The following is a 23,204-nucleotide window of genomic DNA, read 5'->3' as shown; positions in this document are numbered from 1 at the left end:
CTTATCGGGTGGGAATGCCGGCGGGGGAGTGGGCGTTACAGACACCGGTCGAGGTGTCGTGACCCGGTCATGGCAGACTTGACCGACGGCCAACTCAGGTTCCGGTTCACGCCCGCACGTCGGGCGACCCGGCGACCGACCGAACGAAAGGACCGCGGCCATGAAGCCGGACATCCACCCGCAGTACGCGACCACCGAGGTCACCTGCTCCTGCGGCAACTCCTTCACCACCCGTAGCACCGCCAAGGGCGGGCAGATCCACGTGGAGACGTGCTCCGTCTGCCACCCGTTCTACACGGGCAAGCAGCGCGTGCTCGACACCGCGGGCCGGGTCGCGAAGTTCCAGCAGAAGTACGCGAAGGTCCAGGCCAAGAAGGCCGGCAAGTAGCTGCGCTTCCGGCGCCCGCACCGCCCTGTCCGCAGGGTTCGGTGCGGGCGCCGACTCTGTTTCCGGCCGGTTCTTCTTTCGAGGGATGCATCATGAGCACCGACACCAGGCTCGCCCAGCTCCTGGCCGAGTACCAGGAGCTGGAGCAGAAGCTCGCCGACCCCGGCATCCACGCCGATCAGACGCTGGCCCGCCGTACCGGGCGGCGCTTCGCCGAGCTGTCCCCGATCGCCAAGACCGCCGGCGAGCTGGAGCAGGCCCGCGAGGACCTCACCGCCGCCCGCGAGCTGGCCGCCGAGGACCCAGCGTTCGGCGCGGAGGCCGAGGAGCTGGAGGCGCGCATCCCGGCCCTGGAGGAGCGCCTGGCCGAGCTGCTCGCCCCGCGCGACCCCAACGACGCCAAGGACGTGATCCTCGAGGTCAAGGCGGGCGAGGGCGGCGAGGAGTCGGCGCTGTTCGCCGGCGACCTGCTGCGGATGTACCTGCGCTACGCCGAGCGGCACGGGTGGGTCACCGAGATGCTCGACTCGCAGGAGTCCGACCTCGGCGGCTTCAAGGACGTCGCCGTGGCCATCAAGACGCGCGGCATCCCCGACGGCGGCAACGGTGTCTGGTCCCGGCTGAAGTGGGAGGGCGGCGTGCACCGGGTGCAGCGCGTGCCGGCCACCGAGTCCCAGGGCCGCATCCACACCTCGGCCGCCGGCGTGCTGGTCACCCCCGAGGCGGAGGAGACCGGCGAGATCGAGATCGACCAGAACGACCTGCGGATCGACGTCTTCCGCTCCTCCGGGCCGGGCGGGCAGAGCGTCAACACCACCGACTCCGCGGTGCGCATCACCCACCTGCCCACCGGCATCGTGGTCTCCTGCCAGAACGAGCGCTCGCAGCTGCAGAACAAGGACCGCGCGATGCGCATGCTGCGGGCCAAGCTGGTCGCCCTGGCCGAGGAGCAGGCGGCCGCGGCGGCGGGGGACGCGCGACGCTCACAGGTGCGCACCGTCGATCGGTCGGAGCGCATCCGGACGTACAACTTTCCCCAGAATCGGATTTCCGACCATCGGATCGGTTACACCGCGTACAACCTCGACCTGGCCCTCGGCGGGGACCTCGACGGCGTGCTGGACGCCCTGGCCGAGGCCGACCGCAAGGCCCGCCTCGCGGGGGAGGACCAGCTCAGCCGGGGGTGATGGGGGTCTAACGCGGACGTCACATTGTGGAAACGGTGCAGGGGCACCCTGGACTCCGGTACCGTTTCGGTGCGAACGAGATGCACCCAACGTGAACGCCGACACATCCGGGAGGGAAGCCATGGCGTCGTCGACACCCGTCGACATCTCCGCCGGCCCGCGGGCCGTCGTCGGCACGGCCGCGGAGCTGATCTACAAGGTGGGCCGGTCCGTGCTCGGGGCCGAGCGCATGCCGACGGCGAGGGCGAACGCGTGGGCGGCCGTTTGTGCCGATCAGGAGCGGGCTCGCATTCGCGAGGAAGACGCCCGGGTCCTGTTGGCCGCCCGCTGAGGGGCGCCACTCCAGCTTTGGTCACCCGAAAAGTCGGGCACTCCGTGCCGCGACTTTTCGGACATTTACCCTGACGGGGTATAAATCCGATAAGTCGTGGCGCGGAGCGCCCGACTTATCGTTTTTTGGGGCGCTTTTCGCTTTCGGCTTTAGGGCCGCGCAGCGCCGTCCCACCGTGGGCCGCCACGCACTGTGGCCCTTTGGGTGGTTGTCGGGCCGCGTGAGCGCCGTCCCACCCTGCGCCGCTGCGCGTTTCGGCCGCGCCGTGTTCGGCGGCTCCTCGAGGCGAGGCGGGGACAGGAAGTCTTGGCCCGTTTCGGGTCGGCTCGTGAAGACGCGAGGCGGGGGCAGGGAGTCCATTTCGGGTGGTTGTCGGGCCGCGCGAGCCCCGTCCCACCGTGCGCCGCTGCGCGTTGCGGCCGCGTCGGTGCTCGGCGGCTCCTCAAGACGCGAGGCGGGCATAGGAAGTCCTGGCCCGTTTCGGGCGGGCTCGTCAGGACGCGGCGCGGGGCCGGGGAGTCTTGGCCCGCAGCATCGCGTGGTCGGCCGCCTCGAACGCCTCGGCCACCGTCTGGAAGTCCTCGCCCGACAGCCCCGCCCACCCGATGGTCACCCCCACCGGCGTGCCCGGCACCAGCGACTGCCAGTCCTCCGCCGCCACCGCGTGCACGATCCGCCGCGAGATCTCCCGCGCCTCCGCCGCCGACGTCGTCGGCAGCACCACCACGAACTCGTCCCCGCCGTAGCGGGCCACGAAGTCGCCCTTGCGCATCACGCGGTTGAGCACGCCGGCGACGCGTTGCAGTACCAGGTCGCCGGAAAGGTGGCCGTGCACGGTGTTGACCTGCTTGAACCCGTCCAGGTCGCACACCCCCAGGGCGGCGCGGCCGCCGGCCGAGACCAGCTTGGTGATGTGCTCCTCGAGGTAGCGGCGGTTCGGCAGGCCGGTCAGGGGGTCGGTCTGCGCCTCGCCGCGGTGGAAGTCGACCTTGCGGACGAGGTCCTCATGGTCGAGCAGCGCGGCGACGCCGTCCACGAACAGGTCGCGCAGCAGGTCCAGCTGGGCGTAGGCGACCCGGAACGCGGTGCGGTCGGCGTGGTAGGCCGAGCGGTAGTCGCCGGCGCCCAGGTGGGCCAGGGCGCGCAGCCGGGGCAGTTCGGCCGCGCCGAGGGAGTCCTCGCTCACCTGCGCGGTCTCCAGCCGGGCGATCGCCTCGATCGGCCGGCGCTCCGCGATCGCCTGGCAGGCGGCGCCGAGCGTGCGCAGGTCGTCGGCCCGGGTCGACAGGCCGGCCGAGTCCAGCAGCGGCCACGGGTCGATGGGCGGGGCGGGCGCGCCGAGCGTGCCCAGGCGCACCAGCGTGTAGCCCATGGCGCCGCGGGCCACCGGGCGCAGCCGGTCGACCTCGTCGTCGCGCACCCGCCGCTGCAGGTCGGTGGCGATGTCGAGCAGGATGCGCAGGCAGCCCTCGCTGTCCCCGCGGTGGTCGAGGTCGACGGCCAGGCGCAGCCGGATCTGCGGCGCGGCGAAGTCGGTGCCCGCGGTCGGCACCCCGGCGGCGAGCGCGACCTCGCGGGCCTTGTCCATGGCGCTCAGGGCGTGGCCGTGGAAGCCGGTGTACGAGTACGCCATCGCGAGGTTGTGCCAGCCCCACGCCGTCGCCTCGTCGGGCAGCTCGACCGCGCCGAGGGCCCGCGACCCGTGCACCAGCGCCCGCACGCAGTCGTGCAGGGAGCCCGTGCGCAGGGCCACGATCGCGGCCAGGGCCTGCAGTTCGCCGTACTGCCCGGGGTCCTGCACCTGGCGGGCGGCGGCCAGGCCGGCGTCGAGCGCGCCGGTGTACTCCTCGGTCCGCCCGAGGTTCAGCAGCGCGATCAGGCGCAGCTTCAGCGCCTCGATCCGCTCCTGGGGCGACTGGTCGCCCTCCAGCACCCGCTCGACGACCGTCAGGGCCTCCCCGATGTGGTCGTCGAAGAGCAGGCGGCGAGCGCGCGACAGCTCGGACGTGCGGTCGCCAACCGCCATCGCCGACCCCCTTCCAGCGCGCCCCATGATTATGGGGTGCACCGCCTCGAAGATGACACGCCGGAAGACGAGTTGCCCACGCTTTCGTCCGCACTCGCGACGGCGACCCGCACCCTCGCCGCGGCGGGGGTGGCCTCGCCCCGGGTCGACGCCGAGCTGCTGGCCGCGCACGCGCTGGGCGTGCCCCGGGCCCGGCTGCTCACGGCGTCGCTGGACCGGGTCGCGGCCGCCGAGTTCGCGCGCCTGGTGGCCGGGCGTGCCGCTCGCGTACCGCTGCAGCACCTCACTGGCCACGCGCCGTTCTACGGCCTGGAGCTGGCCGTGGGGCCCGGCGTGTTCGTGCCGCGCTTCGAGACCGAGCTGATGGTCGAGTGGGCGCTGGCGCGCCTCACCCCGCAGGCCCGCGTGGTCGACCTGTGCTCCGGGTCCGGGGCCATCGCGCTCGCTGTCGCCACGCGGCTTCCCACCACGCAGGTGTACTGCGTGGAGCGGTCGGAGGCGGCCCTCGCCTGGCTGCGGGGCAACGTGACCCGGCTCGCACCGCGGGTGGAGGTGGTCGTCGGCGACGTGGCCGACGACGCGGTGCTCGGCGGGCTCACCGGCGCGGTGGACATGGTGCTGTGCAATCCGCCGTACGTCCCGGAGTCCGCCCCGGTCGACGTCGAGGTGGCCGAGTACGATCCGCGCGAGGCGGTCTTCGCCGGCGCCGACGGCCTGGACCTCATGCCGGCGGTGGCCCGCGCGGCGGCCCGCCTGCTGCGCCCGGGCGGGCTGCTGGCCATCGAGCACGACGACACCCAGGGCGAGTCGTTGCCGCGGCTGCTGCGCGCCACCGGTCACTTCGACGAGGTCGAGGACCATCGCGACCTCGCCGGCCGTCCCCGCTACGCAACCGCCCGCCGGGGCGCGGAGCGGGCCTGGCAAGATGGGTTGCTGTGATGCTCTACGACTGCAGCTCGCTCGCTGAGCGCGAGCGCGGGGTCGCCGCCGCGATCGAGGCCGTTGGCCGCGGCGACCTGGTCGTCATGCCGACCGACACCGTGTACGGCATCGGCGCCGACGCGTTCAAGACGTGGTCGGTGACCGCGCTCAACAACGCCAAGGGCCGCACGACGCCGGTGCCGGTGCTCGTCGGGTCCCGGCACACCCTCGACGGGCTGGTGTTCGGCCTGCCGCAGGCGGCCCGCGACCTCGTCGACGCCTTCTGGCCGGGCGCCCTCACGATCGTGGTCGAGCACGCGCCGAGCCTGCAGTGGGACCTGGGCAGCAACGACGGGACCGTGGCGGTACGGATGCCGCTGCACCCCATCGCGCTGGAGGTGCTGCGCGAGACCGGCCCGATGGCCGTGTCCTCGGCCAACAAGCACGGCTCGCCGCCGGCCGAGACCGCCGCCGAGGCGCGCGAGCAGCTCGGCTACTCCGTCAGCGTGTACCTCGAGGGCGGCCCCTGCCCGGAGCCCGTCGCCAGCACGATCATCTCGGTGGTCGGCGGCGAGCACCGCATCCTGCGCGCGGGCGCGATCCCGGTCGAGAAGCTGCGCGAGGTCGTCCCCGACATCATCGTCCCCGAGCCCGAGTCCTGATGCCCCCGTTCAGCGTCCTCTGCGTCTGCATGGGCAACATCTGCCGGTCCCCGATGGCCGAGCGCCTGCTCGTCGCCGACGCGCTGGCGCTGGGCGCGACCCCGGACCAGCTCCTCGTGCACGGGGCCGGCACCGGCGGCTGGCACGCGGGCGAGCCCATGGACCCGCAGGCGGCCAAGCAGGTCCTGGCCCGCGGCGGCGACGTGACCGGCTTCCGCGCCCGCAAGCTGCTCGCCGAGCACGTGGAGGCCTCGGACCTGATCCTGACCGCGACCATCGAGCAGGTGGACTTCGTCGCGGGGCTGTGCTCGGACGCGGCCCCGCGCACGTTCGTCTTCGGCGAGTTCGGCCGGCTGATCCGCGACCTGCCCCTGCCGGCGCCGGCCGGCGACGTCTACGCGCGGGGCGTCGCCCTGGTGGAGGCGGCCGACGCGGCGCGGGCGGGGGAGCGGGCCGTGGCGTCCGACGAGCTCGACGACCCGTGGGGCCGCGGCGACTCCTACTTCAGCCGGGTCGCCGACGAGATCCACGCGACGACGAAGCCGCTGGCCGAGGCGCTCTTCGCGCAGAGCCGCTAACGCTCCGCGGTCCGGGCGATGTTGCGCGCCATCCCGCCGAAGACGAACGCGTGGAACGGCGCGACCGCCCACCAGTACAGGTGCCCCGCCAGCCCCCGCGGCAGGAACACGGCCCGCTGCTCGTAGACCGTCGCGCCCCGCTCGTCCGAGCCGGCGCGCATCTCCAGCCATGCGCGGCCGGGCATCTTCATCTCGGCCCGCAGGCGCAGCAGGGAGCCGGGCACGATCTCCTCCACCCGCCAGAAGTCGAGGGCCTCGCCGACGTACAGCCGCGCGGGGTCCCGGCGTCCCCGGCGCAGCCCCACCCCGCCGGCCAGCCGGTCCAGCCAGCCGCGCACGGACCAGGCGAGGGGGAAGGAGTGCCAGCCGTTCTGCCCGCCGATGGCCTCGATCACGCGCCACAGCCGGTCCGGCGGGGCGGACACGCCGCGGGCCCGCTCGTCGCGGTACACCGTGCCGCCCGACCAGGACGGGTCGCTCGGCAGCGGGTCGCTCGGGGCGCCCGGCAGCGCCGCGTTGGCCCAGCGGGTCTCGACGTCGGCGTCGCGGATCCGGCGCAGGGCCAGGGTCACGGCGGTCTCGAAGCCGGTCAGGCCGTCGTGCGGGTCCGGCACGTACTCGGCGATGTCGTGCTCGTGGCAGACCGCCTCGTGGATGAGGCTGCCGACGAGCGGGCGGGCGATGCGGTTCGGCACCGGCGTGACGAGGCCGACCCAGTGCGAGGACAGCCACGGGGTGAGCGCCCGCACCGGGACGAGGACCCTCCGGCGCAGGCCGGCGACCTTGGCGTACCGCTGCATCAGCTCGGCATAGGTGAGCACGTCCGGGCCGCCGATGTCGAAGGCCCGGTTGACCGGCGGCGGGAAGACCGTGGCCGCGGCGACCAGGTAGCGCAGCACGTCGCGGATGGCGATGGGCTGGAGCCGGTTGCGCACCCAGGCCGGCGTGACCATCACCGGCAGGCGCTCGGTGAGGTACCGCAGCATCTCGAACGACGCCGAGCCCGAGCCGATGATGACCGCGGCCCGCAGGATCACGGCCGGCACCGCGCAGCGCAGGAAGATGTCGCCGACCTCGCCCCGCGAGCGGAGGTGGGCCGAGGCGCGGCCGCCGGGCACCGGGCCGCCCAGGTAGACGATCCGCTCGACCCCGGCCGCCTCGCACGCAATGGCGAAGTTGAGCGCGCTGAGCCGGTCGACGTCCTCGAAGGCGTCCTGGCCGAGCGCGTGCACCAGGTAGTACGCCACCTCGGCACCCCGCAGCGCGTCGAGCAGTCCGATGTCCTCGGCCACGTCGCCCTCGGCGATCTCGACCTTCGGCGCCCAGGGCACGTCGCGCAGCCGGCGCGGGTCGCGGGTCAGGCAGCGCACCTCGTGGCCGGCGGCCAGCAGGCGCGGGACGAGCCGGCCGCCGACGTAGCCGGTCGCCCCGGTCACCACACATCGCATGACTTCATGCTTACCCTGCGCAATCGGCCCCTAGACTCGTTTCATGGGCGACACCTTCTGGGGGCCCGACTTCGACGCGCTGCGGGCCACCGACCCGGAGATCGCCGACGTGGTCCTCGCCGAGCTCGGACGCCTGCGCGGCGGGCTCCAGCTGATCGCGAGCGAGAACCTCACCTCGCCCGCCGTGCTCGCGGTGCTGGGCTCGACGCTGACCAACAAGTACGCCGAGGGCTATCCGGGCCGGCGGTACTACGGCGGCTGCGCCGAGGTCGACCGGGCCGAGACGCTCGGGGTCGAGCGGGCGAAGGCGCTCTTCGGGGCCGAGCACGCCAACCTGCAGCCGCACAGCGGGGCGAGCGCCAACCTGGCCGCCTACGCCGCGCTGCTCATGCCCGGCGACACCGTGCTGGCGATGGAGCTGGCGCACGGCGGCCACCTCACGCACGGCAGCAAGGTCAACTTCTCCGGCAAGTGGTTCAACACGGTCGGCTACCCGGTGCGCCGCGACGACGAGCTCATCGACTACGACGAGGTGCGCGAGCTGGCCCTGGCCCACCGGCCGAAGCTGATCATCTGCGGGGCGACGGCGTACCCGCGGCTGATCGACTTCGCGCGGTTCCGGGCCATCGCCGACGAGGTCGACGCCTATCTCATGGTCGACGCGGCGCACTTCATCGGGCTGGTCGCCGGCGGGGCGATCCCGTCGCCGGTGCCCTTCGCCGACGTGGTCTGCGCCACCACGCACAAGGTGCTGCGCGGCCCGCGGGGCGGCATGATCCTGTGCCGGGAGCCCCTCGCCTCGCGCATCGACAAGGCGGTGTTCCCGTTCACCCAGGGCGGCCCGCTCATGCACGCCGTGGCCGCGAAGGCGGTGGCGCTCAAGGAGGCGGCCCAGCCGACCTACGCCGACTACGCCCGCCAGGTGGTGGCCAACGCCCGGGCGCTGGCCGAGGGGCTGGCCGGCGAGGGGATGCGGCCGGTCTCCGGGGGCACCGACACCCACCTGGCCCTCATCGACCTGCGGGCGCTGCGGATCACCGGGCGGGAGGCCGAGGAGCGCTGCGACGCGAGCGGGATCACGCTGAACAAGAACGCCATCCCGTACGACCCGGAGAAGCCGATGACCGCGTCGGGCATCCGGGTCGGCACGCCGTCGGTGACCACGCAGGGCATGAAGGAGCCCGAGATGCGCACGATCGCGGCGCTCATCGCGGCGGCAGTTCGCGGCGAGGCGGTCGGCGAGCGGGTGCGCGAGCTCACCGCCGCATTTCCCGCGTATCCTTCACCTCGATGAAGACGAGGCTGACCCACCTTCCCGCCCAGTTGCTCGCGATGGCGATCGTGCTCGCCGTCACGATCCCGATCGCGCTGTGGCGTGACGGGGGTGCGGGCGCGGCCGGCGACGCCGCCGGGGTCGGCCTGGTCACCGTCAGCTACGTGGTCTCCAGCCTGATCATCGCCTGGACCGACCTCAGGGCCCGGCACATGCTGCTGCCGGTGGCCATGGCGACCTACCTGGTGAAGTTCACGTTCATCGGGTTCGCGATGTGGGTGGCGCTGGGCACCGACTGGGCCGGCCTGCCGTGGATGGGCGTGTCCGTGATCGTCGCGGTGATCGCCTGGATGACCGCGCACGCCATCTGGGTGTGGCGCGCGAAGATCATGTACGTCGACGTCTGAGCCTGTGGCCTAGGCGCAGGGGTTTCTAGGCGCAGGGGTTTCTAGGCGCAGGGGTTTCTAGGCGCAGGGGTTTCGCCGCTCGGCGCTGAGCTTGGTCCGGGTGCGTCCGCTGATCGTCCACTCCGCCTCCGTACGGTAGGCGCCGGGCACGCAGGGCGCGCTGACCTGGAGGGTGCGCTGGGCGACCGGCACGGCGCCCAACGTCTCGCCCCCGGCCGCGCTGAACTGCTGCTGGGCCGCCGTGCGCCAGCGCCCGCCGCCCGCCTGCTGCAGGCGCACGGTGACCGTGAGTTTCTCCGGGCCGGGGGAGTCGCAGCGGTACTGCACCGCCGCGACGAGTTTGCCGCTACCCTCGGTAACGCGCTGCGGTGATATGTCACACACCGCCGAGGCTGCCGCCCGGCTCGGGTCAGGCGTCTGGTCGGGCCCGGTCTTCGTGACCGCCACCGCGGCCAGGATGAGCAAGAACGCGATGACGGCGTTGCGCATGGTCGTCACTCCAACACGCATTGTTAGACTGGTCTCTCAGCTAACCCGGTGGGGGTGACCGTGCGCAACATTCACTCACGCATCAGTCGTGTAGTTGACGTTCGCAGAGGAGTGGGCGTAGTAACGTTGACGGCCGCCGGTTGATGGCCCCGGCCCGATGAGTGAACCCCCGCGCGATGAGCACGCGGGGGTCGATGCACGGGTGCCCCCGGCAGGCTGATATGGTCACCGCGTCATGGCCGGTAACCAGCAGACACCGAAGCAGTCCGGTTCGAGTGGGTCCAACCAGGGTTGGGCCGCCGTCGGATACCTCATCTCGGGCATTGCCGTATGGGGGTTCGTCGGCTGGCTCGTCGACCGTTGGTTGGGCTGGGACGGGATTGCCACCGCTATCGGGTGCGTGCTCGGCGCCGCGGGCGGCATCTACCTGGTGGTCAAACGGCTGGGCGCCTGAGCCCGGCGGCACGAGGCATAGCTTCATGAAGATACCGAGAGGAACGTGGTGAGCGGTCAGGTTCTGGCGGAGGTGCCCTTCCCGCCCAGCGTGGAAGACATCTATCCCCCTGCGTTGCTGGACGCTGCGCCGTGGCTGACGAAGTTCAGCCTGTTCCTGTGGCTCGCCGCGGCCGTCGTGATCGTGTTCTTCGTGGTCGCCTACCGCAAGCCGAAGATCGTGCCGACCAAGGGCCAGTGGCTCGCGGAGAGCATGTACGGCTTCGTGCGTGAGGGCATCGCCAAGGACGTCATCGGCCACGAGGGCCTGCGCTTCGCGCCCTACCTGGCCAGCCTCTTCCTGTTCATCCTGGTCGGCAACGTCTTCTCGATCGTGCCGTTCATCCAGGTCTCGCCGAACGCCCACATCGCGTTCCCGGCGATGATGGCACTCTGCACCTACTTCCTGTACCTGTACCAGGGCTTCAAGAAGCACGGCTTCCTCGGCTATCTCAAGCACGCCGCGGTGCTGCCGGCCCCCTGGTTCATGCAGCCGCTGCTGCTGCCGATCGAGGCCCTGCAGGCGTTCGTCCTGCAGCCGGTCACGCTGGCGCTGCGGCTCTTCGCCAACATGTTCGCCGGGCACATGCTGCTGCTGGTGTTCACCCTGGGCGGCTTCGCGCTGCTCAACGCGGACAGCCTGTTCCTGAAGCCGATCTCGGTCATCTCCTGGGCGATGACGATCATGCTCACCTTCTTCGAGCTGCTGATCGCCGCCCTGCAGGCCTACGTCTTCACGCTCCTGACGGCCAACTACCTCGCCGGCACGCTCGCCGAGGAGCACTGAGCCGCCCCACCACCCCCGCTTCGAAGCTTCGAAAGCGTTACTGCTCCACCTTTTTCAGTTGTCCCGCGTGCATCGGGCACGCGAGATCCCAGGAGGAAATTCAATGGCAGACCTCGCCGCAGTCTCCGGTAGCCTCGCCGCCGTCGGTTACGGCCTCGCCGCCATCGGCCCCGGCATCGGTGTCGGTATCGTCTTCGCGTCCTACATCCAGGCGACCGCCCGTCAGCCCGAGTCGGCCGGCCTGACCCGTACGTACATGTTCCTCGGCTTCGCCGTGGTCGAGGCGCTCGCCCTGCTGGGTATCGCCTTCGGCTTCGTGTTCGGCAAGTAGACCTCCCCCCTGTTCGACACAAGCCGGGAGGTTTCCCATGCTCATCTTGGCTGAAGAGCACAACCCGATCATCCCGATCTGGCAGGAGATCGTGGTCGGCGGCATCGCCTTCCTGATCCTCTGCTTCGTGCTCATGAAGTTCGTCTTCCCGCGCATGGAGGAGACCTTCCGGGCGCGCGTGGACGCGATCGAGGGCGGCATCAAGCGCGCCGAGGAGGCGCAGGCCGAGGCCAACCAGCTGCTCCAGCAGTACAAGGAGCAGCTGGCCGAGGCGCGCACCGAGGCGGCCCGTATCCGTGACGAGGCGCGCGCCGACGCCGCGGGCATCCGCGAGGACATCCTCGCCAAGGCCCGCGAGGAGAGCGACCGCATCATCGCCGCGGGGCGCGACGCCCTGCAGACCGAGCGGCAGACCATCGTCCGCCAGCTGCGGGCCGAGATCGGCTCGCTCGCGGTGGACCTGGCCGGTCGCATCGTCGGGGAGTCCCTCGAGGAGGAGGCCCGCCGTCGTGGCACGGTCGAGCGGTTCCTCGCGGAGATCGGCGAAGACGGCGGTGCCGGTGTCGGCACCGGCGGGCGGCGCTGATGGACACCACCAACCGCGAGGCCTACGGGGCCGCTTCCGACAAGCTCGCCGAGTTCTCGGCGAGCGCTGACGTTGCGGGCATCGCCACCGTCGCGGAGGAGATCCTCGCGGTGGCGGGCCTGCTGCGGCGCGAGCCGCGGCTGCGCCGGGCGCTGGCCGATCCGGCCCGCCCGGCCGGGGAGCGGGCGGAGCTGATCCGCTCGATCCTCGCCGGCAAGGTCCGCGCCGAGACGGTCGACCTGCTGGCCGCGCTCGTCTCCGGGCGCTGGTCCGGGCCGGGCGCGCTGCTCGACGGCGCGGAGCGGCTCGGCGTGGACGCGCTGCTCTCCGCGGCGGACCGCGGCGGCGAGCTGGCCGACGTGGAGGACGAGCTCTTCCGGTTCAGCCAGATCGTGGCCGGCGACCCCCGCCTGTCCGGTGCGCTGAGCGACTCCACCGCGCCCGTGGCCGACCGCAACGAGCTGATCCGGGACCTGCTCAAGGGCAAGGTCAAGCCGGCGACGCTCAGCCTCGCGCAGCTCGCGACCGCCGGCTTCGGCGGCCGGGGCTTCGACACCTCGCTGACCCGCCTGGTCGAGCTGGCCGCCGCGAAGCGGGACCGGTCGGTGGCGTACGTGACCACCGCCGTCGCGCTGAGCGACGCGGAGGAGCAGCGCCTGGCTGCGCGTCTGGCCGAGTTGTACGGTCGAGATGTCTCCCTCAAGGTCGACGTCGATCCGCGCATCATCGGAGGCGTCCGGGTCAAGGTCGGCTCCGACCTCTACGACGGCACAGTCGCCCGTCGCCTCGCCGAGGCGAAGACGGCGCTCGCGAAGTAATTACCCCGAAGCTTGATACTCCAGATAGAAGGTTGAGGATGGCCGAGCTGACCATCTCCTCGGACGACATTCGGGGCGCACTCGAGCGCTACGTCTCGTCCGTTGACTCAAAGATCTCCCGCGAGGAGGTCGGCGTCGTCTCGTACGCCGGCGACGGTATCGCCCAGGTCGAGGGCCTGCCCTCGACGATGGCCAACGAACTGCTCGAGTTCGAGGACGGCACGCTCGGCGTCTCGCTCAACCTCGACGTCCGCGAGATCGGCGTCGTCGTCCTCGGCAACTTCGAGGGCATCGAGGAGGGCCAGCAGGTCAAGCGGACCGGCCGCGTTCTCTCGGTCCCGGTCGGCGACGCCTTCCTGGGCCGCGTGGTCAACCCGCTCGGCGAGCCGATCGACGACCGCGGCGACATCCCGAACGAGGGCTTCCGCGAGCTCGAGCTGCAGGCCCCGAACGTCATGGCCCGCCAGCCCGTCAAGGAGCCGCTGCAGACCGGCATCAAGGCGATCGACGCCATGACCGCCATCGGCCGCGGCCAGCGCCAGCTGATCATCGGCGACCGCAAGACCGGTAAGACCACGGTCGCGCTCGACACGATCATCAACCAGCGCGACAACTGGAAGTCCGGCGACCCGAAGAAGCAGGTCCGCTGCATCTACGTGGCCATCGGTCAGAAGGCCTCCACGATCGCCGCCACCCGCGGCATCCTGGAGGAGCAGGGCGCGATGGAGTACACCACCATCGTCGCCTCCCCGGCGTCCGACCCGGCCGGCTTCAAGTACCTCGCCCCCTACGCCGGCTCGGCCATCGGCCAGCACTGGATGTACGGCGGCAAGCACGTCCTGATCGTCTTCGACGACCTGACCAAGCAGGCCGAGGCGTACCGCGCCGTGTCGCTGCTGCTGCGCCGCCCGCCGGGCCGCGAGGCCTACCCGGGTGACGTCTTCTACTTGCACTCGCGGCTGCTGGAGCGCTGCGCCAAGCTCTCCGAGGAGCTCGGCGGCGGCTCGATGACCGGCCTGCCGATCATCGAGACCAAGGCGAACGACATCTCGGCGTACATCCCGACGAACGTCATCTCCATCACCGACGGCCAGATCTTCCTGGAGTCGGACCTGTTCAACCAGGGTGTCCGCCCGGCCATCAACGTCGGCACCTCGGTGTCGCGGGTCGGCGGCTCGGCCCAGGTCAAGGCCATGCGCTCGGTCGCCGGCCGCCTGCGGCTGGACCTGGCCCAGTACCGCGAGCTGGAGGCGTTCTCCGCCTTCGCCTCCGACCTGGACAAGGCCTCCCGCGCGCAGCTGGAGAAGGGCGCCCGCCTGGTCGAGCTGCTCAAGCAGCCGCAGTACTCGCCGTTCTCGGTCGAGGAGGAGGTCGTCTCGATCTGGGCCGGCACCACGGGCCAGCTCGACGACATCCCGGTGAGCGACGTCCGGCGGTTCGAGTCGGAGTTCCTGCAGTACCTGCGGTCCAACCGCAAGGAGCTGCTGATCACCATCGCCGAGACCCGGCTGCTCGAGGACGACACCGTCGCCGGGCTGACCGAGGCGGTCAAGAGCTTCAAGCAGAGCTTCTCTGCCAAGGCCGACGACCTGCACGTCAACGAGGCGCCGGCCAAGGCGCTGCAGGGCGAGCAGAGCCGCGAGACCGTCACCCGCCAGGTCCGGAAGTCGGGCTGACGCATGGCCGGTCAGGTACAGGCACTGCGCCGCAGGATCCGCACGGTCAAGTCGACCAAGAAGATCACCAAGGCGCAGGAGCTCGTCGCCACGAGCCGCATCGGCAAGGCGCAGGAGCGGGTCGCCGCTTCGCTGCCGTACGCCGAGGCGATCACGGGCGTGCTGACGGCACTGGCGAGCAACGCGAACGTCGACCACCCGCTGCTGGTGCCGCGCAGCCCGGTCCGCCGGGCCGGCGTTCTGCTGGTCACCAGCGACCGCGGCCTGTGCGGCGGGTACAACGCCAACGCGATCCGCACCGCGGAGCAGCTGATCTCCCGGCTGCGCCAGGACGGCAAGCAGGTGGCGCTGTACATCTCCGGGCGTAAGGGCGTGACGTACTACCGCTTCCGCGGGCGCGAGATCGCCGGCAGCTGGACGGGCTTCTCCGAGCAGCCGCGGTACGACAACGCGGCCGAGATCGGCGAGACGCTCATCCAGGCCTTCGTCAACGGCGCCGACGACTCGGTCGACGGCCCGGGCCCCGACGGCGTGCTCGGCATCGACGAGCTCTACATGGTCCACACGCAGTTCCGCTCCCTGATGACCCAGAGCCCCATCGCGCGGATCGTCGCGCCGATGGAGGTCGAGGAGCAAGAGGTGAGCGGGCCGCTGCCGGCCTACGAGTTCGAGCCGGAGGCCGAGGCGCTGCTCGAGGCCCTGCTGCCGAAGTACATCAACACGCGTATCTTCGCGGCGTTGCTGGACTCCGCGGCCAGCGAGTCGGCCGCCCGCCGGCGCGCCATGAAGAGCGCCTCCGACAACGCCGACGACCTGCTGAAGCGGTACACGCGCGAGATGAACTCCGCGCGGCAGGCGGCGATCACCCAGGAAATCAGTGAGATCGTCGGCGGCGCCAACGCGCTGGCGGCGGCGGGAAGTGATGTGTGATGACTGCACCAGCAGACACGAAGACCGCGGTCGGCCGCGTGGTCCGGGTCATCGGCCCGGTCGTCGACGCCGAGTTCCCGCGTGACGCCATGCCCGACATCTACAACGCGCTCCACGTCGAGGTGACCCTCTCCGAGGGCACCAAGACGCTGACGCTCGAGGTCGCGCAGCACCTCGGCGACAACATGGTGCGCGCGATCTCCATGCAGCCGACCGACGGCCTGGTCCGCGGCACCAAGGTCCACGACACCGGCGCGGGCATCTCGGTGCCGGTCGGCGACGTGACCAAGGGCCACGTGTTCAACGCCCTGGGCGACGTGCTCAACGCCGACGCCTCGAAGCTGGAGATCAACGAGCGCTGGGAGATCCACCGCCCGGCGCCCGCGTTCGCCGAGCTGGAGCCCAAGACCGAGATGCTGGAGACCGGCATCAAGGTGCTCGACCTGCTCGCGCCGTACGTGCGCGGTGGCAAGATCGGCCTGTTCGGCGGTGCCGGCGTGGGCAAGACGGTGCTCATCCAGGAGATGATCATCCGTGTCGCCCGCAACTTCGGCGGTACGTCGGTGTTCGCCGGCGTGGGTGAGCGCACCCGTGAGGGCAACGACCTCATCCTGGAGATGGCCGAGGGCGGCGTTCTGGACAAGACCGCCCTGGTCTTCGGCCAGATGGACGAGCCCCCGGGCACCCGTCTGCGGGTCGCGCTGGCCGCGCTGACCATGGCGGAGTACTTCCGCGACGTGCAGAACCAGGAGGTGCTGCTCTTCATCGACAACATCTTCCGGTTCACCCAGGCCGGCTCCGAGGTCTCCACGCTGCTGGGCCGCATGCCCTCGGCCGTTGGTTACCAGCCGACCCTGGCCGACGAGATGGGTCAGCTGCAGGAGCGCATCACCTCCGTGCGGGGCAAGGCCATCACCTCGCTCCAGGCGATCTACGTGCCCGCCGACGACTACACCGACCCGGCGCCGGCCACCACGTTCGCCCACCTGGACGCGACGACCAACCTCGAGCGGTCGATCTCGGACAAGGGCATCTACCCGGCCGTCGACCCGCTGGCGTCCTCCTCGCGCATTCTCGCGCCGGAGTTCGTCGGCGCCGAGCACTACGCGGTCGCCCGCGAGGTGCAGCGGATCCTGCAGAAGTACAAGGACCTGCAGGACATCATCGCCATCCTCGGTATGGACGAGCTGTCCGAAGAGGACAAGGTGACGGTCGGCCGGGCGCGGCGCATCGAGCGGTTCCTGTCGCAGAACACCTACGCCGCCGAGCAGTTCACCGGCGTCGCGGGCTCGACGGTTCCGCTGAAGGAGACGATCGAGTCCTTCAAGAAGATCAGCGAGGGCGAGTACGACCACTTCCCCGAGCAGGCCTTCTTCATGTGTGGCGGCCTCGAGGACCTCGAGCGCAACGCGCACAAGCTCATGAACGACTGATTTTTTCTCTGCGGTACTTCGGGAAGGCGCGTCACTCACCCGAGCGGCGCGCCTTCTTGTTTCCTTCGATCACCTGAATTTTTCGGCAAAGGCACTTCGGCGGGCGGTGACGTGCGTCACGCTCTGAAGTGTTCAACGTTCCGATCCGTACTCGCCGCCGCCGCGGCCGCTCCCCATGTGTGCCAACGTGGTGAGGCCCACTGCTCGGCGCGTCGGATCATTGACTAGACTCGGCCAAACCGAATCGCGCACACGAGGAGTAACTAGCGTGGCGAGGCAGCTGCATGTTGAGCTCGTAGCCGTCGAGGAGAAAGTCTGGTCCGGCGACGCGGACATGCTGGTCGCACGCACCACCGAGGGTGAGCTCGGCGTCCTGTACGGCCACGAGCCGCTCCTCGGGCAGCTGGCCGAAGAGGGCCAGGTGCGCATCAAGCAGGGCGGTCAGGAACTCGCCTACGACGTGGCCGGCGGGTTCATCTCCGTCACCGGCACCGGGGTGACAGTCCTCGCCGAGAGCTGCACCCCCGCGTCCACCAACGCAGTCAAGCACTGACGACCGGGCGGCGAAGGTGAGGATCGTCGAGGGCATCGGCATCGGCGTTCTGATCCTGCTCTTCGCTCTCGCGGTGCTGTTCCTGCGCCGCGTCATCATCGCCCGGCAGGGTGGCACGATCGAGCTCGGCGTCCGGCTGAGCACCATCCTCCCGGGCCGCGGCTGGTCCGCCGGCCTCGCCCGGTTCGCCGGGGACGACCTGCGGTGGTATCGCATCTTCAGCTTCTGGCCGGGCCCGCGCCGCGTTCTGTCGCGCCGCGGGCTCGCCGTTGATCGCCGCCGCACGCCCGACGCCGCGGAGCTGCTCGTGCTGCCGCCGGACTGGGTGATCGTGCGGTGCGTCAGCCGGCAGGCGCCCGTCGAGATCGCGATGGCCGAGCGGGCGCTGACCGGCTTCCTGTCCTGGGTGGAGGCGGCGCCGCCGGGGGAGTCCACGCCCGAGACGCGCCCGTACCGCTACAAGGCGGGCTGACCTCCTGGCACCCACTTCACGTCGCCGCCGGGGTTGGCCGTGCGGCACAGGATGAAGAGCAGGTCCGAGAGCCGGTTCAAGTACTGCAGCGCCACCTCGCTGGTGCGCGCCGCGTCGACCTCCCACAATGCCCAAGCGCTGCGCTCCGCCCGGCGAGTGACCGTGCGGGCCACGTGTAGGAAGGCCGCGCCGGGGGTACCGCCGGGCAGGATGAAGGAGTCCAGCTTTGGCAGCGTCTCGTTGAACTCGTCGCACCACCCTTCCAGCCGCTCGACCTGGCCGGCGGTGACCCGCAGCGGCGGGTGGGCCGGCTCGGCGACGACCGGGTTGCACAGGTCCGCGCCGACGTCGAACAGATCGTTCTGGACGGCCCGCAGGACCGCCGCGACCCGCTCGTCCAGCGCACCCATCGCCAGCGCGACGCCGATCGCGGCGTTGGCCTCGTCGACGTCGGCGTACGCGACGATCCGCGGGTCCGTCTTGGACACCCGCGTGAAGTCCCCCAGTCCTGTCGTGCCGGTGTCTCCGGTCTTCGTGTAGATGCGCGTGAGGTGAATGGCCATGGTCTCCACGGTACGGAACCCCCCTACGATGACGGACGTGGACGTGATCCGTGTTGAGGGTGGGGCCCGGCTGGCCGGCGACGTGTCGGTGGTCGGCGCCAAGAACTCGGCCCTGAAGCTGATGGCGGCGGCGCTGCTGGCCACCGGGCGCACCGTGCTGACGAACGTTCCGCGCATCACCGACATCGCCATCATGGCGGAGGTGCTGCGCCGCCTGGGCTGCGAGGTCGAGCAGGACGAGGACCGCGTGGTCATCGACGTGCCCGAGGAGCTCGGCACCGAGGCCGACTACGACCTGGTGCGCCGCCTGCGCGCCTCGATCTGCGTGCTGGGCCCGCTGCTGGCCCGCCGCGGCCACGTGCGCGTCGCCCACCCCGGCGGCGACGCGATCGGCTCCCGCGGCCTGGACATGCACGTCGAGGGCCTGCGCCGGATGGGTGCCGACATCTCCGGCGAGCACGGCTTCGTGATCGCCACCGCCCCGAAGCTGCACGGCGCCACGATCTGGCTGGACTTCCCCAGCGTCGGCGCCACCGAGAACCTCCTCATGGCCGCCGTCCTGGCGGGCGGCCGGACCGAGATCGACAACGCGGCCCGCGAGCCCGAGATCGTCGACATCTGCCGCATGCTCACCGACATGGGCGCCGACATCCAGGGCGCCGGCTCCTCGCGCCTGGTCATCCAGGGCGTGCCGGAGCTGCGCCCGGTCGAGCACCGCACGGTGGGCGACCGCATCGTGGCCGGCACCTGGGCCTTCGCCGCCGCCATGACCCGCGGCGACGTGACGGTCCACGGCATCGACCCGGCGTTCCTGGAGATCGCCCTCGACAAGGTGGTGACCGCCGGCGGCGACGTGAGCACCACCGCGGACTCCTTCCGCGTGGTGATGCCGACCCGCCCGAAGGCCGTCGACGTGGTCACCCTGCCCTTCCCGGGCTTCGCCACCGACCTGCTGCCGATGGCGGTCGGCCTGGCCGCGGTGAGCGAGGGCTCCTCGCTGGTGACGGAGAACATCTTCGACGGCCGGTTCATGTTCATCAACGAGATGTCCCGGCTGGGCGCCGACATCCGCACCGACGGCCACCACGCCGTGGTCCGCGGCAAGGACCGGCTCTCGGGCGCCCCGGTGACGGCGACGGACATCCGCGCGGGGGCGGGGCTGGCCATCGCGGGGCTGTGCGCGGACGGCGTGACCGAGGTCCGGCACGTGCACCACATCGACCGGGGCTACCCGAGCTTCGAGTCGGACCTGCGCGCGCTCGGCGTCCACGTGGAGCGCGCGGTGGCCCCGCCGGACCAGTTCGACTTCTAGATCGCTGAGGTCCGATGCATCCCGAATCCCGGCTGATTCAGGATGCATCGAACTTTTCGCCTGCCGGGTTATAAGTCCGAAAAGTCGCGGCGCGGAGCGCCCGACTTTTCGTCATTGCGCTGGTTCGCCGGAGTGCCGGTCAGGAGTTGATCAGGCGGCGGGCGTGGTCCAGCTCGTCGGCGAAGACCAGGATTCGCACCATGCCGTCCGGCCCGGTGGCCAGGGTGGCGCGCACGCCGTTGGTGCGCAGCCGTTCGCGGACCTCGCGGGCGAAGGCCAGGTCGCCGACCATCGAGACCGAGCGCAGCAGGCCGTAGTCGGTCGCCGCCGGGGTATGGGGCGGGAGCGGGCTGCCGTACTTCAGCAGGCGGATGATGAGCAGCAGCGCGGCGAGCACTCCGGCCGAGACGGCCCATCCCGCGAGGTACATGAGGGGCACGATGACAGTCTGCCACCGCATGATCACGTCGCGGAGGCGGATATGGTCAACAGCATTCACGACGGCGTGGAAGGGAACGGGAAGCAGCTATGGCGGGTCGTCTTGCGGTCATCGGGGCGGGGCTCATGGGGGCGGGCATCGCCCAGGTCGCCGCGCAGGCCGGGTGGGAGGTGACGCTGCGGGACCTGAACGACGAGGCGACCGCGCGGGGCCTGGCCGGCATCCGGGCCAGTCTCGAGAAGTTCGCGAGCAAGGGGGCGATCGCGGCCGAGGACGTGGAGGCGACGCTCGGGCGCATCCACCCGACCACCGATCTCGACGCGGCGGCGGAGGCCGACATCGTCGTCGAGGCGGTGTTCGAGCGGCTCGACGTCAAGCACGAGGTGTTCCGGGCGCTGGACAAGATCTGCAAGGCCGACGCGGTGCTGGCGACCAACACCTCGGCGATCCCGGTGACCCAGATCGCGACCGCGACCGAGCGGCCCGAGCAGGTCGTCGGCACGCACTTCTTCTCGCCGGTGCCGGTCATGAAGCTGTGCGAGCTCGTGCGCGGGTACAAGACGAGCGACGCCGCGCTGGCCACCGTGCGGGCGTTCGCCGAGGAGATCGGCAAGACCTGCATCGTGGTGAACCGGGACGTCGCCGGGTTCGTCACCACCCGGCTCATCGCGGCGCTGGTCGTCGAGGCGGTCCAGCTGGTGGAGAGCGGCGTGGTGAGCGCCGAGGACCTGGACCTGGCCTGCAAGCTCGGTTTCGGCCACGCGATGGGGCCGCTGGCCACGACCGACCTGACCGGGGTGGACGTGCTCTACCACGCGGCCAAGAACATCCACACCGACACCGACGACGCGAAGTTCTTCCCGCCGGAGCTGCTGGCCCGCATGGTCGTGGCCGGGGACCTGGGCCGTAAGACCGGGAAGGGCTTCTACACGTACTCGTGAGATGAGGCCGCGGGGGCGAGGGCCGGGGCGGCGGGGACGGTGAAGCTGAACCGGCTGCCGCCGCCCGGGTTGTCGGTGACCGCGATGGTGCCCCCGTGGCGGTCCACGATCCGGCGGCAGATGGCCAGGCCGAGGCCCGTGCCGCCGTAGGACTGGCCGGCGTGCGCGCGGTGGAACGACTCGAAGACGTGCGGCTTGTCCTCGTCGGGGATGCCGATCCCGCGGTCGGCGACCTCGACGCGGACCCACCCCTCGCCGGCGGGGCCGGCGCTGATGTCGACCTTCGGGACGCGGCCGGGGTGGACGTACTTCAGCGCGTTGCCGACCAGGTTGTCCAGCACGTGCCGGAGCATGGCCGGGTCGGCGAGCACCCGGGGCAGGGCGCCCACGTAAACGTCCGGCCGGGTCCGCAGGTGGTTGACCCGCTCGCCCACGACGTCGGCGACCAGCTCGGCCAGGTCGACCTCGCAGGTCTTCAGGGCGGCGTCGCGGGCGGTGACGTAGGCCAGCAGGTCGTCGATGAGCCGGCGCATCCGCACCACGCCGGCGCCGACCCGGTCGAGGCTGTCCGCCGCCTGCTCCGGGCGGTCCGGCAGCGCGTCGCGGGCCATCTCGGCGTGCGCGCCGATCACCGTCAGCGGGTTCTTGAGGTCGTGCGCGACGATGCCGGCGAACGCGGTGAGGTCGGCCTCGCGCTCGCGGGCCTCGGTGATGTCGTGGAACACCGCGATCGCGCCGCGCCGGCCGCCGGCCTCCAGCGGGCGGCCGCTCACGGACAGCAGGAGGCCCTCGGGGCGGTCCGGGTTGCGGATGACCATCTCGACCCGGTCGGTCGACTCGCCGGCCAGGGCGCGCACCAGCGGCATGTCCTCGGTCGGGAACGGGGTGGTGCCGTCGGGCCGGAACATGCCGTAGTGCTCCTGCCACTGCTCCGCGCTGTCGGGGTCCAGCGTGCGGCCGAGCATCTCCTTGGCCGCCGGGTTGTGCACCAGGAACGCGCCGGTCTCGTCGATCACGCCGACGCCGTCGCTGATCCGGTCCAGGATGCCGTTGAGCAGCGCGACCTGGTGGCTGGCCTCGCGCTCGGCCTGGCGCAGCCCCGCGGTGGCGGTCACCACCCGGGCCTCGGCCCGCCCCCGCCCGCCGGCCAGGGCCCACAGCATCCCGCACACCAGCAGCGTGAGGCCGGTGCCGCCGAGCCCGACCAGCAGCGGCAGCTGCGGGGCCGAGCCGCCGAGGCGGGCGGAGTCGGCCGAGATGGCCAGCCGCCACTGCCGGTTGGCGATGGTGACCTCCACGTCGCGGTGCAGGTCGGGCTCGCCGGGCTGGCGCAGGGCGGCCACCCGGGCCGCCTGGCCGCTGCCGTTCTGCGCCCACAGCTCGGCGTTGGCCTGGCCCTGGGTGGCCCGGCTGAGCACCCCGCCGACGAAGTCCTGGCCGCGCAGGCCGAGCACCACCCAGCCCTTGAACTCGTGCTGCCCGTCCGCGGTGGGGTCGCCGTAGGCGGGCGCGGCCAGCAGGAACGACATCTGCTGGACCTCCGGGGCCAGGCCGCGGTCGCGCAGCAGCACGTACGTGTCGGAGACCGCCGGCTGAGCAGAGCGCCGCGCCTCGTACATCGCCGCGGTCGGCTCGGCGACCTGGGACAGGTCGGTGCCGGGGGCCAGCGGCGTGCTGAGGTCCAGGGTCCGGGTGAAGATCGTGAACAGGTGCTCGCGGGCGGCGCCGTCGGGGCGCAGCTCGAGGCCGGGCAGGCCGCGCTGGCGCCAGTACTGCTGGACCGCCGGGAGCCGCGCGTCGTCGGCCGCGACCAGGTACACCAGCGACGAGGCGCCGACCAGGCCGGCCTGGCGCAGGGGCGCGGTGATGGCGGCGAAGTCGTCGGCGGTGAGCTGGTCGTGCGAGCCGACGGCGGCGGCGACGGTGCGCAGGGTGTCGAGGTAGCGGTGGACCTCACTGCCGACGGCGGCCTCGGACAGGCTGGCGGCCCGCTCCAGGACGGCCTGGGCCCGCTCGTGCTGGCCGTGGCGGATGGACGAGGCGGCCTGCCAGGAGGCGCCGAGGCCGAGGACGAGCACCACGGCGATCGCCAGGACGGAGGCCGTGCCGACCTGGCGGACCGCTCTTCGTAGCCGACCCGTCACCCAAACCTGATCGGCCG

26 protein-coding genes are annotated in these 23,204 nt (G+C 71.5%); 20 read left to right on the top strand and 6 right to left on the bottom strand.

Features of this window, described 5'->3' with window-relative positions:
• The first annotated feature begins 160 nt into the window (after window positions 1-160).
• From rpmE to ABD352_RS31815, 3 genes are all read left to right on the top strand, one after another.
• Window positions 161-388, top strand: coding sequence for a 50S ribosomal protein L31 (gene rpmE / locus ABD352_RS31825; RefSeq protein WP_344616208.1), 228 nt, complete (start codon window positions 161-163; stop codon window positions 386-388).
• A 92-nt stretch (window positions 389-480) separates the two neighbouring features.
• Window positions 481-1,575, top strand: coding sequence for a peptide chain release factor 1 (gene prfA / locus ABD352_RS31820; RefSeq protein WP_344616207.1), 1,095 nt, complete (start codon window positions 481-483; stop codon window positions 1,573-1,575).
• 121 nt (window positions 1,576-1,696) lie between these two features.
• Complete coding sequence (locus tag ABD352_RS31815) at window positions 1,697-1,906, top strand: hypothetical protein (protein WP_344616206.1); 210 nt, start codon at window positions 1,697-1,699, stop codon at window positions 1,904-1,906.
• A gap of 493 nt (window positions 1,907-2,399) precedes the next feature.
• Here ABD352_RS31815 and ABD352_RS31810 read toward each other — a convergent pair whose 3' ends face one another.
• Window positions 2,400-3,932: a GGDEF domain-containing protein gene (locus tag ABD352_RS31810; RefSeq protein WP_344616205.1), complete on the bottom strand. Its 1,533-nt coding sequence runs from the start codon at window positions 3,930-3,932 to the stop codon at window positions 2,400-2,402.
• Between the two features lie 36 nt (window positions 3,933-3,968).
• Here ABD352_RS31810 and prmC point away from each other — a divergent pair, with 36 nt between their 5' ends.
• Genes prmC through ABD352_RS31795 form a run of 3 tightly spaced genes read left to right on the top strand, consistent with a single transcriptional unit; the run spans window position 3,969 to window position 6,093 of the window.
• Window positions 3,969-4,871 carry a peptide chain release factor N(5)-glutamine methyltransferase gene (gene prmC / locus ABD352_RS31805; RefSeq protein ID WP_344616204.1) on the top strand — a complete coding sequence of 301 codons (903 nt, stop codon included), beginning with the start codon at window positions 3,969-3,971 and terminating at the stop codon, window positions 4,869-4,871.
• Entirely contained in the window at window positions 4,871-5,515 is a 645-nt protein-coding gene (locus ABD352_RS31800; protein ID WP_344616216.1) for an L-threonylcarbamoyladenylate synthase, read from the top strand. The genes prmC and ABD352_RS31800 overlap by 1 nt, the downstream gene beginning before the upstream one ends.
• Entirely contained in the window at window positions 5,515-6,093 is a 579-nt protein-coding gene (locus ABD352_RS31795; protein WP_344616203.1) for an arsenate reductase/protein-tyrosine-phosphatase family protein, read from the top strand. The genes ABD352_RS31800 and ABD352_RS31795 overlap by 1 nt, the downstream gene beginning before the upstream one ends.
• On the opposite strand, the gene ABD352_RS31790 is transcribed toward ABD352_RS31795, so the two are convergent.
• Window positions 6,090-7,541 carry an SDR family oxidoreductase gene (locus tag ABD352_RS31790; protein ID WP_344616202.1) on the bottom strand — a complete coding sequence of 484 codons (1,452 nt, stop codon included), beginning with the start codon at window positions 7,539-7,541 and terminating at the stop codon, window positions 6,090-6,092. The genes ABD352_RS31795 and ABD352_RS31790 overlap by 4 nt on opposite strands.
• Before the next feature lie 43 nt (window positions 7,542-7,584).
• Here ABD352_RS31790 and ABD352_RS31785 point away from each other — a divergent pair, with 43 nt between their 5' ends.
• The gene (locus tag ABD352_RS31785; RefSeq protein ID WP_344616201.1) at window positions 7,585-8,835 is read left to right on the top strand and encodes a serine hydroxymethyltransferase; all 1,251 of its coding nucleotides are present in this window, start codon (window positions 7,585-7,587) and stop codon (window positions 8,833-8,835) included.
• Window positions 8,832-9,221 carry a hypothetical protein gene (locus tag ABD352_RS31780; protein WP_344616200.1) on the top strand — a complete coding sequence of 130 codons (390 nt, stop codon included), beginning with the start codon at window positions 8,832-8,834 and terminating at the stop codon, window positions 9,219-9,221. The genes ABD352_RS31785 and ABD352_RS31780 overlap by 4 nt, the downstream gene beginning before the upstream one ends.
• Window positions 9,222-9,278: 57 nt before the next feature.
• Here the strand turns inward: ABD352_RS31780 and ABD352_RS31775 are convergent, their stop codons facing one another.
• Window positions 9,279-9,710 carry a hypothetical protein gene (locus ABD352_RS31775; protein ID WP_344616199.1) on the bottom strand — a complete coding sequence of 144 codons (432 nt, stop codon included), beginning with the start codon at window positions 9,708-9,710 and terminating at the stop codon, window positions 9,279-9,281.
• 235 nt (window positions 9,711-9,945) lie between these two features.
• Between ABD352_RS31775 and ABD352_RS31770 the strand changes: the two genes are divergently transcribed.
• The 10 genes from ABD352_RS31770 to ABD352_RS31725 all read left to right on the top strand — a co-directional run bounded on the left by ABD352_RS31770 (window position 9,946) and on the right by ABD352_RS31725 (window position 17,788).
• Window positions 9,946-10,164 carry an AtpZ/AtpI family protein gene (locus ABD352_RS31770; RefSeq protein WP_344616198.1) on the top strand — a complete coding sequence of 73 codons (219 nt, stop codon included), beginning with the start codon at window positions 9,946-9,948 and terminating at the stop codon, window positions 10,162-10,164.
• A gap of 48 nt (window positions 10,165-10,212) precedes the next feature.
• Window positions 10,213-10,989, top strand: coding sequence for a F0F1 ATP synthase subunit A (gene atpB, locus ABD352_RS31765; RefSeq protein ID WP_344616197.1), 777 nt, complete (start codon window positions 10,213-10,215; stop codon window positions 10,987-10,989).
• A gap of 103 nt (window positions 10,990-11,092) precedes the next feature.
• On the top strand, window positions 11,093-11,320 hold the full coding sequence (atpE, locus tag ABD352_RS31760) for an ATP synthase F0 subunit C (RefSeq protein WP_344616196.1): 228 nt from the start codon (window positions 11,093-11,095) through the stop codon (window positions 11,318-11,320).
• A gap of 37 nt (window positions 11,321-11,357) precedes the next feature.
• On the top strand, window positions 11,358-11,906 hold the full coding sequence (locus tag ABD352_RS31755) for a F0F1 ATP synthase subunit B (protein WP_344616195.1): 549 nt from the start codon (window positions 11,358-11,360) through the stop codon (window positions 11,904-11,906).
• Window positions 11,903-12,724, top strand: coding sequence for a F0F1 ATP synthase subunit delta (locus ABD352_RS31750; RefSeq protein ID WP_344616215.1), 822 nt, complete (start codon window positions 11,903-11,905; stop codon window positions 12,722-12,724). The genes ABD352_RS31755 and ABD352_RS31750 overlap by 4 nt, the downstream gene beginning before the upstream one ends.
• Window positions 12,725-12,762: 38 nt before the next feature.
• Complete coding sequence (atpA, locus tag ABD352_RS31745; protein WP_344616194.1) at window positions 12,763-14,400, top strand: F0F1 ATP synthase subunit alpha; 1,638 nt, start codon at window positions 12,763-12,765, stop codon at window positions 14,398-14,400.
• A gap of 3 nt (window positions 14,401-14,403) precedes the next feature.
• A complete protein-coding gene (locus ABD352_RS31740) occupies window positions 14,404-15,330 on the top strand; it encodes a F0F1 ATP synthase subunit gamma (protein ID WP_344616193.1) in 927 nt (308 codons plus the stop codon).
• Entirely contained in the window at window positions 15,330-16,763 is a 1,434-nt protein-coding gene (gene atpD / locus ABD352_RS31735) for a F0F1 ATP synthase subunit beta (RefSeq protein ID WP_344616192.1), read from the top strand. Before ABD352_RS31740 ends, atpD begins: the two co-directional genes overlap by 1 nt.
• A gap of 268 nt (window positions 16,764-17,031) precedes the next feature.
• Window positions 17,032-17,316, top strand: coding sequence for a F0F1 ATP synthase subunit epsilon (locus ABD352_RS31730; protein WP_344616191.1), 285 nt, complete (start codon window positions 17,032-17,034; stop codon window positions 17,314-17,316).
• 16 nt (window positions 17,317-17,332) lie between these two features.
• Window positions 17,333-17,788, top strand: coding sequence for a DUF2550 domain-containing protein (locus tag ABD352_RS31725; protein WP_344616190.1), 456 nt, complete (start codon window positions 17,333-17,335; stop codon window positions 17,786-17,788).
• On the opposite strand, the gene ABD352_RS31720 is transcribed toward ABD352_RS31725, so the two are convergent.
• Window positions 17,773-18,351: a cob(I)yrinic acid a,c-diamide adenosyltransferase gene (locus tag ABD352_RS31720; protein WP_344616189.1), complete on the bottom strand. Its 579-nt coding sequence runs from the start codon at window positions 18,349-18,351 to the stop codon at window positions 17,773-17,775. The two genes, ABD352_RS31725 and ABD352_RS31720, sit on opposite strands and share 16 nt — an antisense overlap.
• A gap of 28 nt (window positions 18,352-18,379) precedes the next feature.
• On the opposite strand from ABD352_RS31720, the gene murA reads away from it, so the two are divergent.
• Entirely contained in the window at window positions 18,380-19,663 is a 1,284-nt protein-coding gene (murA, locus tag ABD352_RS31715; RefSeq protein ID WP_344616188.1) for a UDP-N-acetylglucosamine 1-carboxyvinyltransferase, read from the top strand.
• 139 nt (window positions 19,664-19,802) lie between these two features.
• Here murA and ABD352_RS31710 read toward each other — a convergent pair whose 3' ends face one another.
• Window positions 19,803-20,102: a hypothetical protein gene (locus tag ABD352_RS31710; RefSeq protein ID WP_344616187.1), complete on the bottom strand. Its 300-nt coding sequence runs from the start codon at window positions 20,100-20,102 to the stop codon at window positions 19,803-19,805.
• Between the two features lie 89 nt (window positions 20,103-20,191).
• Between ABD352_RS31710 and ABD352_RS31705 the strand changes: the two genes are divergently transcribed.
• Window positions 20,192-21,043 (top strand): 3-hydroxyacyl-CoA dehydrogenase family protein, encoded by an 852-nt coding sequence (locus ABD352_RS31705; RefSeq protein WP_344616186.1) that lies wholly within the window; start codon window positions 20,192-20,194, stop codon window positions 21,041-21,043.
• Here ABD352_RS31705 and ABD352_RS31700 read toward each other — a convergent pair.
• Complete coding sequence (locus ABD352_RS31700; protein ID WP_344616185.1) at window positions 21,028-23,187, bottom strand: ATP-binding protein; 2,160 nt, start codon at window positions 23,185-23,187, stop codon at window positions 21,028-21,030. The two genes, ABD352_RS31705 and ABD352_RS31700, sit on opposite strands and share 16 nt — an antisense overlap.
• Between the last annotated feature and the right edge of the window lie 17 nt (window positions 23,188-23,204).

The organism is Dactylosporangium salmoneum (genome assembly GCF_039532525.1).
Lineage (GTDB): Bacteria > Actinomycetota > Actinomycetes > Mycobacteriales > Micromonosporaceae > Dactylosporangium > Dactylosporangium salmoneum.
Note: the sequence above shows the minus strand (reverse complement) of the source record. Positions and strands in the feature narration are given on the sequence as shown.

Bases quoted from the DNA above. Each gene is read 5' to 3' on its own strand.
- rpmE (WP_344616208.1), top strand. From the start codon at position 161: ATGAAGCCGGACATCCACCCGCAGTACGCGACCACCGAGGTCACCTGC.
- prfA (WP_344616207.1), top strand. From the start codon at position 481: ATGAGCACCGACACCAGGCTCGCCCAGCTCCTGGCCGAGTACCAGGAG.
- ABD352_RS31815 (WP_344616206.1), top strand. From the start codon at position 1,697: ATGGCGTCGTCGACACCCGTCGACATCTCCGCCGGCCCGCGGGCCGTC.
- ABD352_RS31810 (WP_344616205.1), bottom strand. From the start codon at position 3,932: ATGGCGGTTGGCGACCGCACGTCCGAGCTGTCGCGCGCTCGCCGCCTG.
- ABD352_RS31800 (WP_344616216.1), top strand. From the start codon at position 4,871: ATGCTCTACGACTGCAGCTCGCTCGCTGAGCGCGAGCGCGGGGTCGCC.
- ABD352_RS31795 (WP_344616203.1), top strand. From the start codon at position 5,515: ATGCCCCCGTTCAGCGTCCTCTGCGTCTGCATGGGCAACATCTGCCGG.
- ABD352_RS31790 (WP_344616202.1), bottom strand. From the start codon at position 7,541: ATGCGATGTGTGGTGACCGGGGCGACCGGCTACGTCGGCGGCCGGCTC.
- ABD352_RS31785 (WP_344616201.1), top strand. From the start codon at position 7,585: ATGGGCGACACCTTCTGGGGGCCCGACTTCGACGCGCTGCGGGCCACC.
- ABD352_RS31780 (WP_344616200.1), top strand. From the start codon at position 8,832: ATGAAGACGAGGCTGACCCACCTTCCCGCCCAGTTGCTCGCGATGGCG.
- ABD352_RS31775 (WP_344616199.1), bottom strand. From the start codon at position 9,710: ATGCGCAACGCCGTCATCGCGTTCTTGCTCATCCTGGCCGCGGTGGCG.
- ABD352_RS31770 (WP_344616198.1), top strand. From the start codon at position 9,946: ATGGCCGGTAACCAGCAGACACCGAAGCAGTCCGGTTCGAGTGGGTCC.
- atpE (WP_344616196.1), top strand. From the start codon at position 11,093: ATGGCAGACCTCGCCGCAGTCTCCGGTAGCCTCGCCGCCGTCGGTTAC.
- ABD352_RS31755 (WP_344616195.1), top strand. From the start codon at position 11,358: ATGCTCATCTTGGCTGAAGAGCACAACCCGATCATCCCGATCTGGCAG.
- atpA (WP_344616194.1), top strand. From the start codon at position 12,763: ATGGCCGAGCTGACCATCTCCTCGGACGACATTCGGGGCGCACTCGAG.
- ABD352_RS31740 (WP_344616193.1), top strand. From the start codon at position 14,404: ATGGCCGGTCAGGTACAGGCACTGCGCCGCAGGATCCGCACGGTCAAG.
- atpD (WP_344616192.1), top strand. From the start codon at position 15,330: ATGACTGCACCAGCAGACACGAAGACCGCGGTCGGCCGCGTGGTCCGG.
- ABD352_RS31720 (WP_344616189.1), bottom strand. From the start codon at position 18,351: ATGGCCATTCACCTCACGCGCATCTACACGAAGACCGGAGACACCGGC.
- murA (WP_344616188.1), top strand. From the start codon at position 18,380: ATGACGGACGTGGACGTGATCCGTGTTGAGGGTGGGGCCCGGCTGGCC.
- ABD352_RS31705 (WP_344616186.1), top strand. From the start codon at position 20,192: ATGGCGGGTCGTCTTGCGGTCATCGGGGCGGGGCTCATGGGGGCGGGC.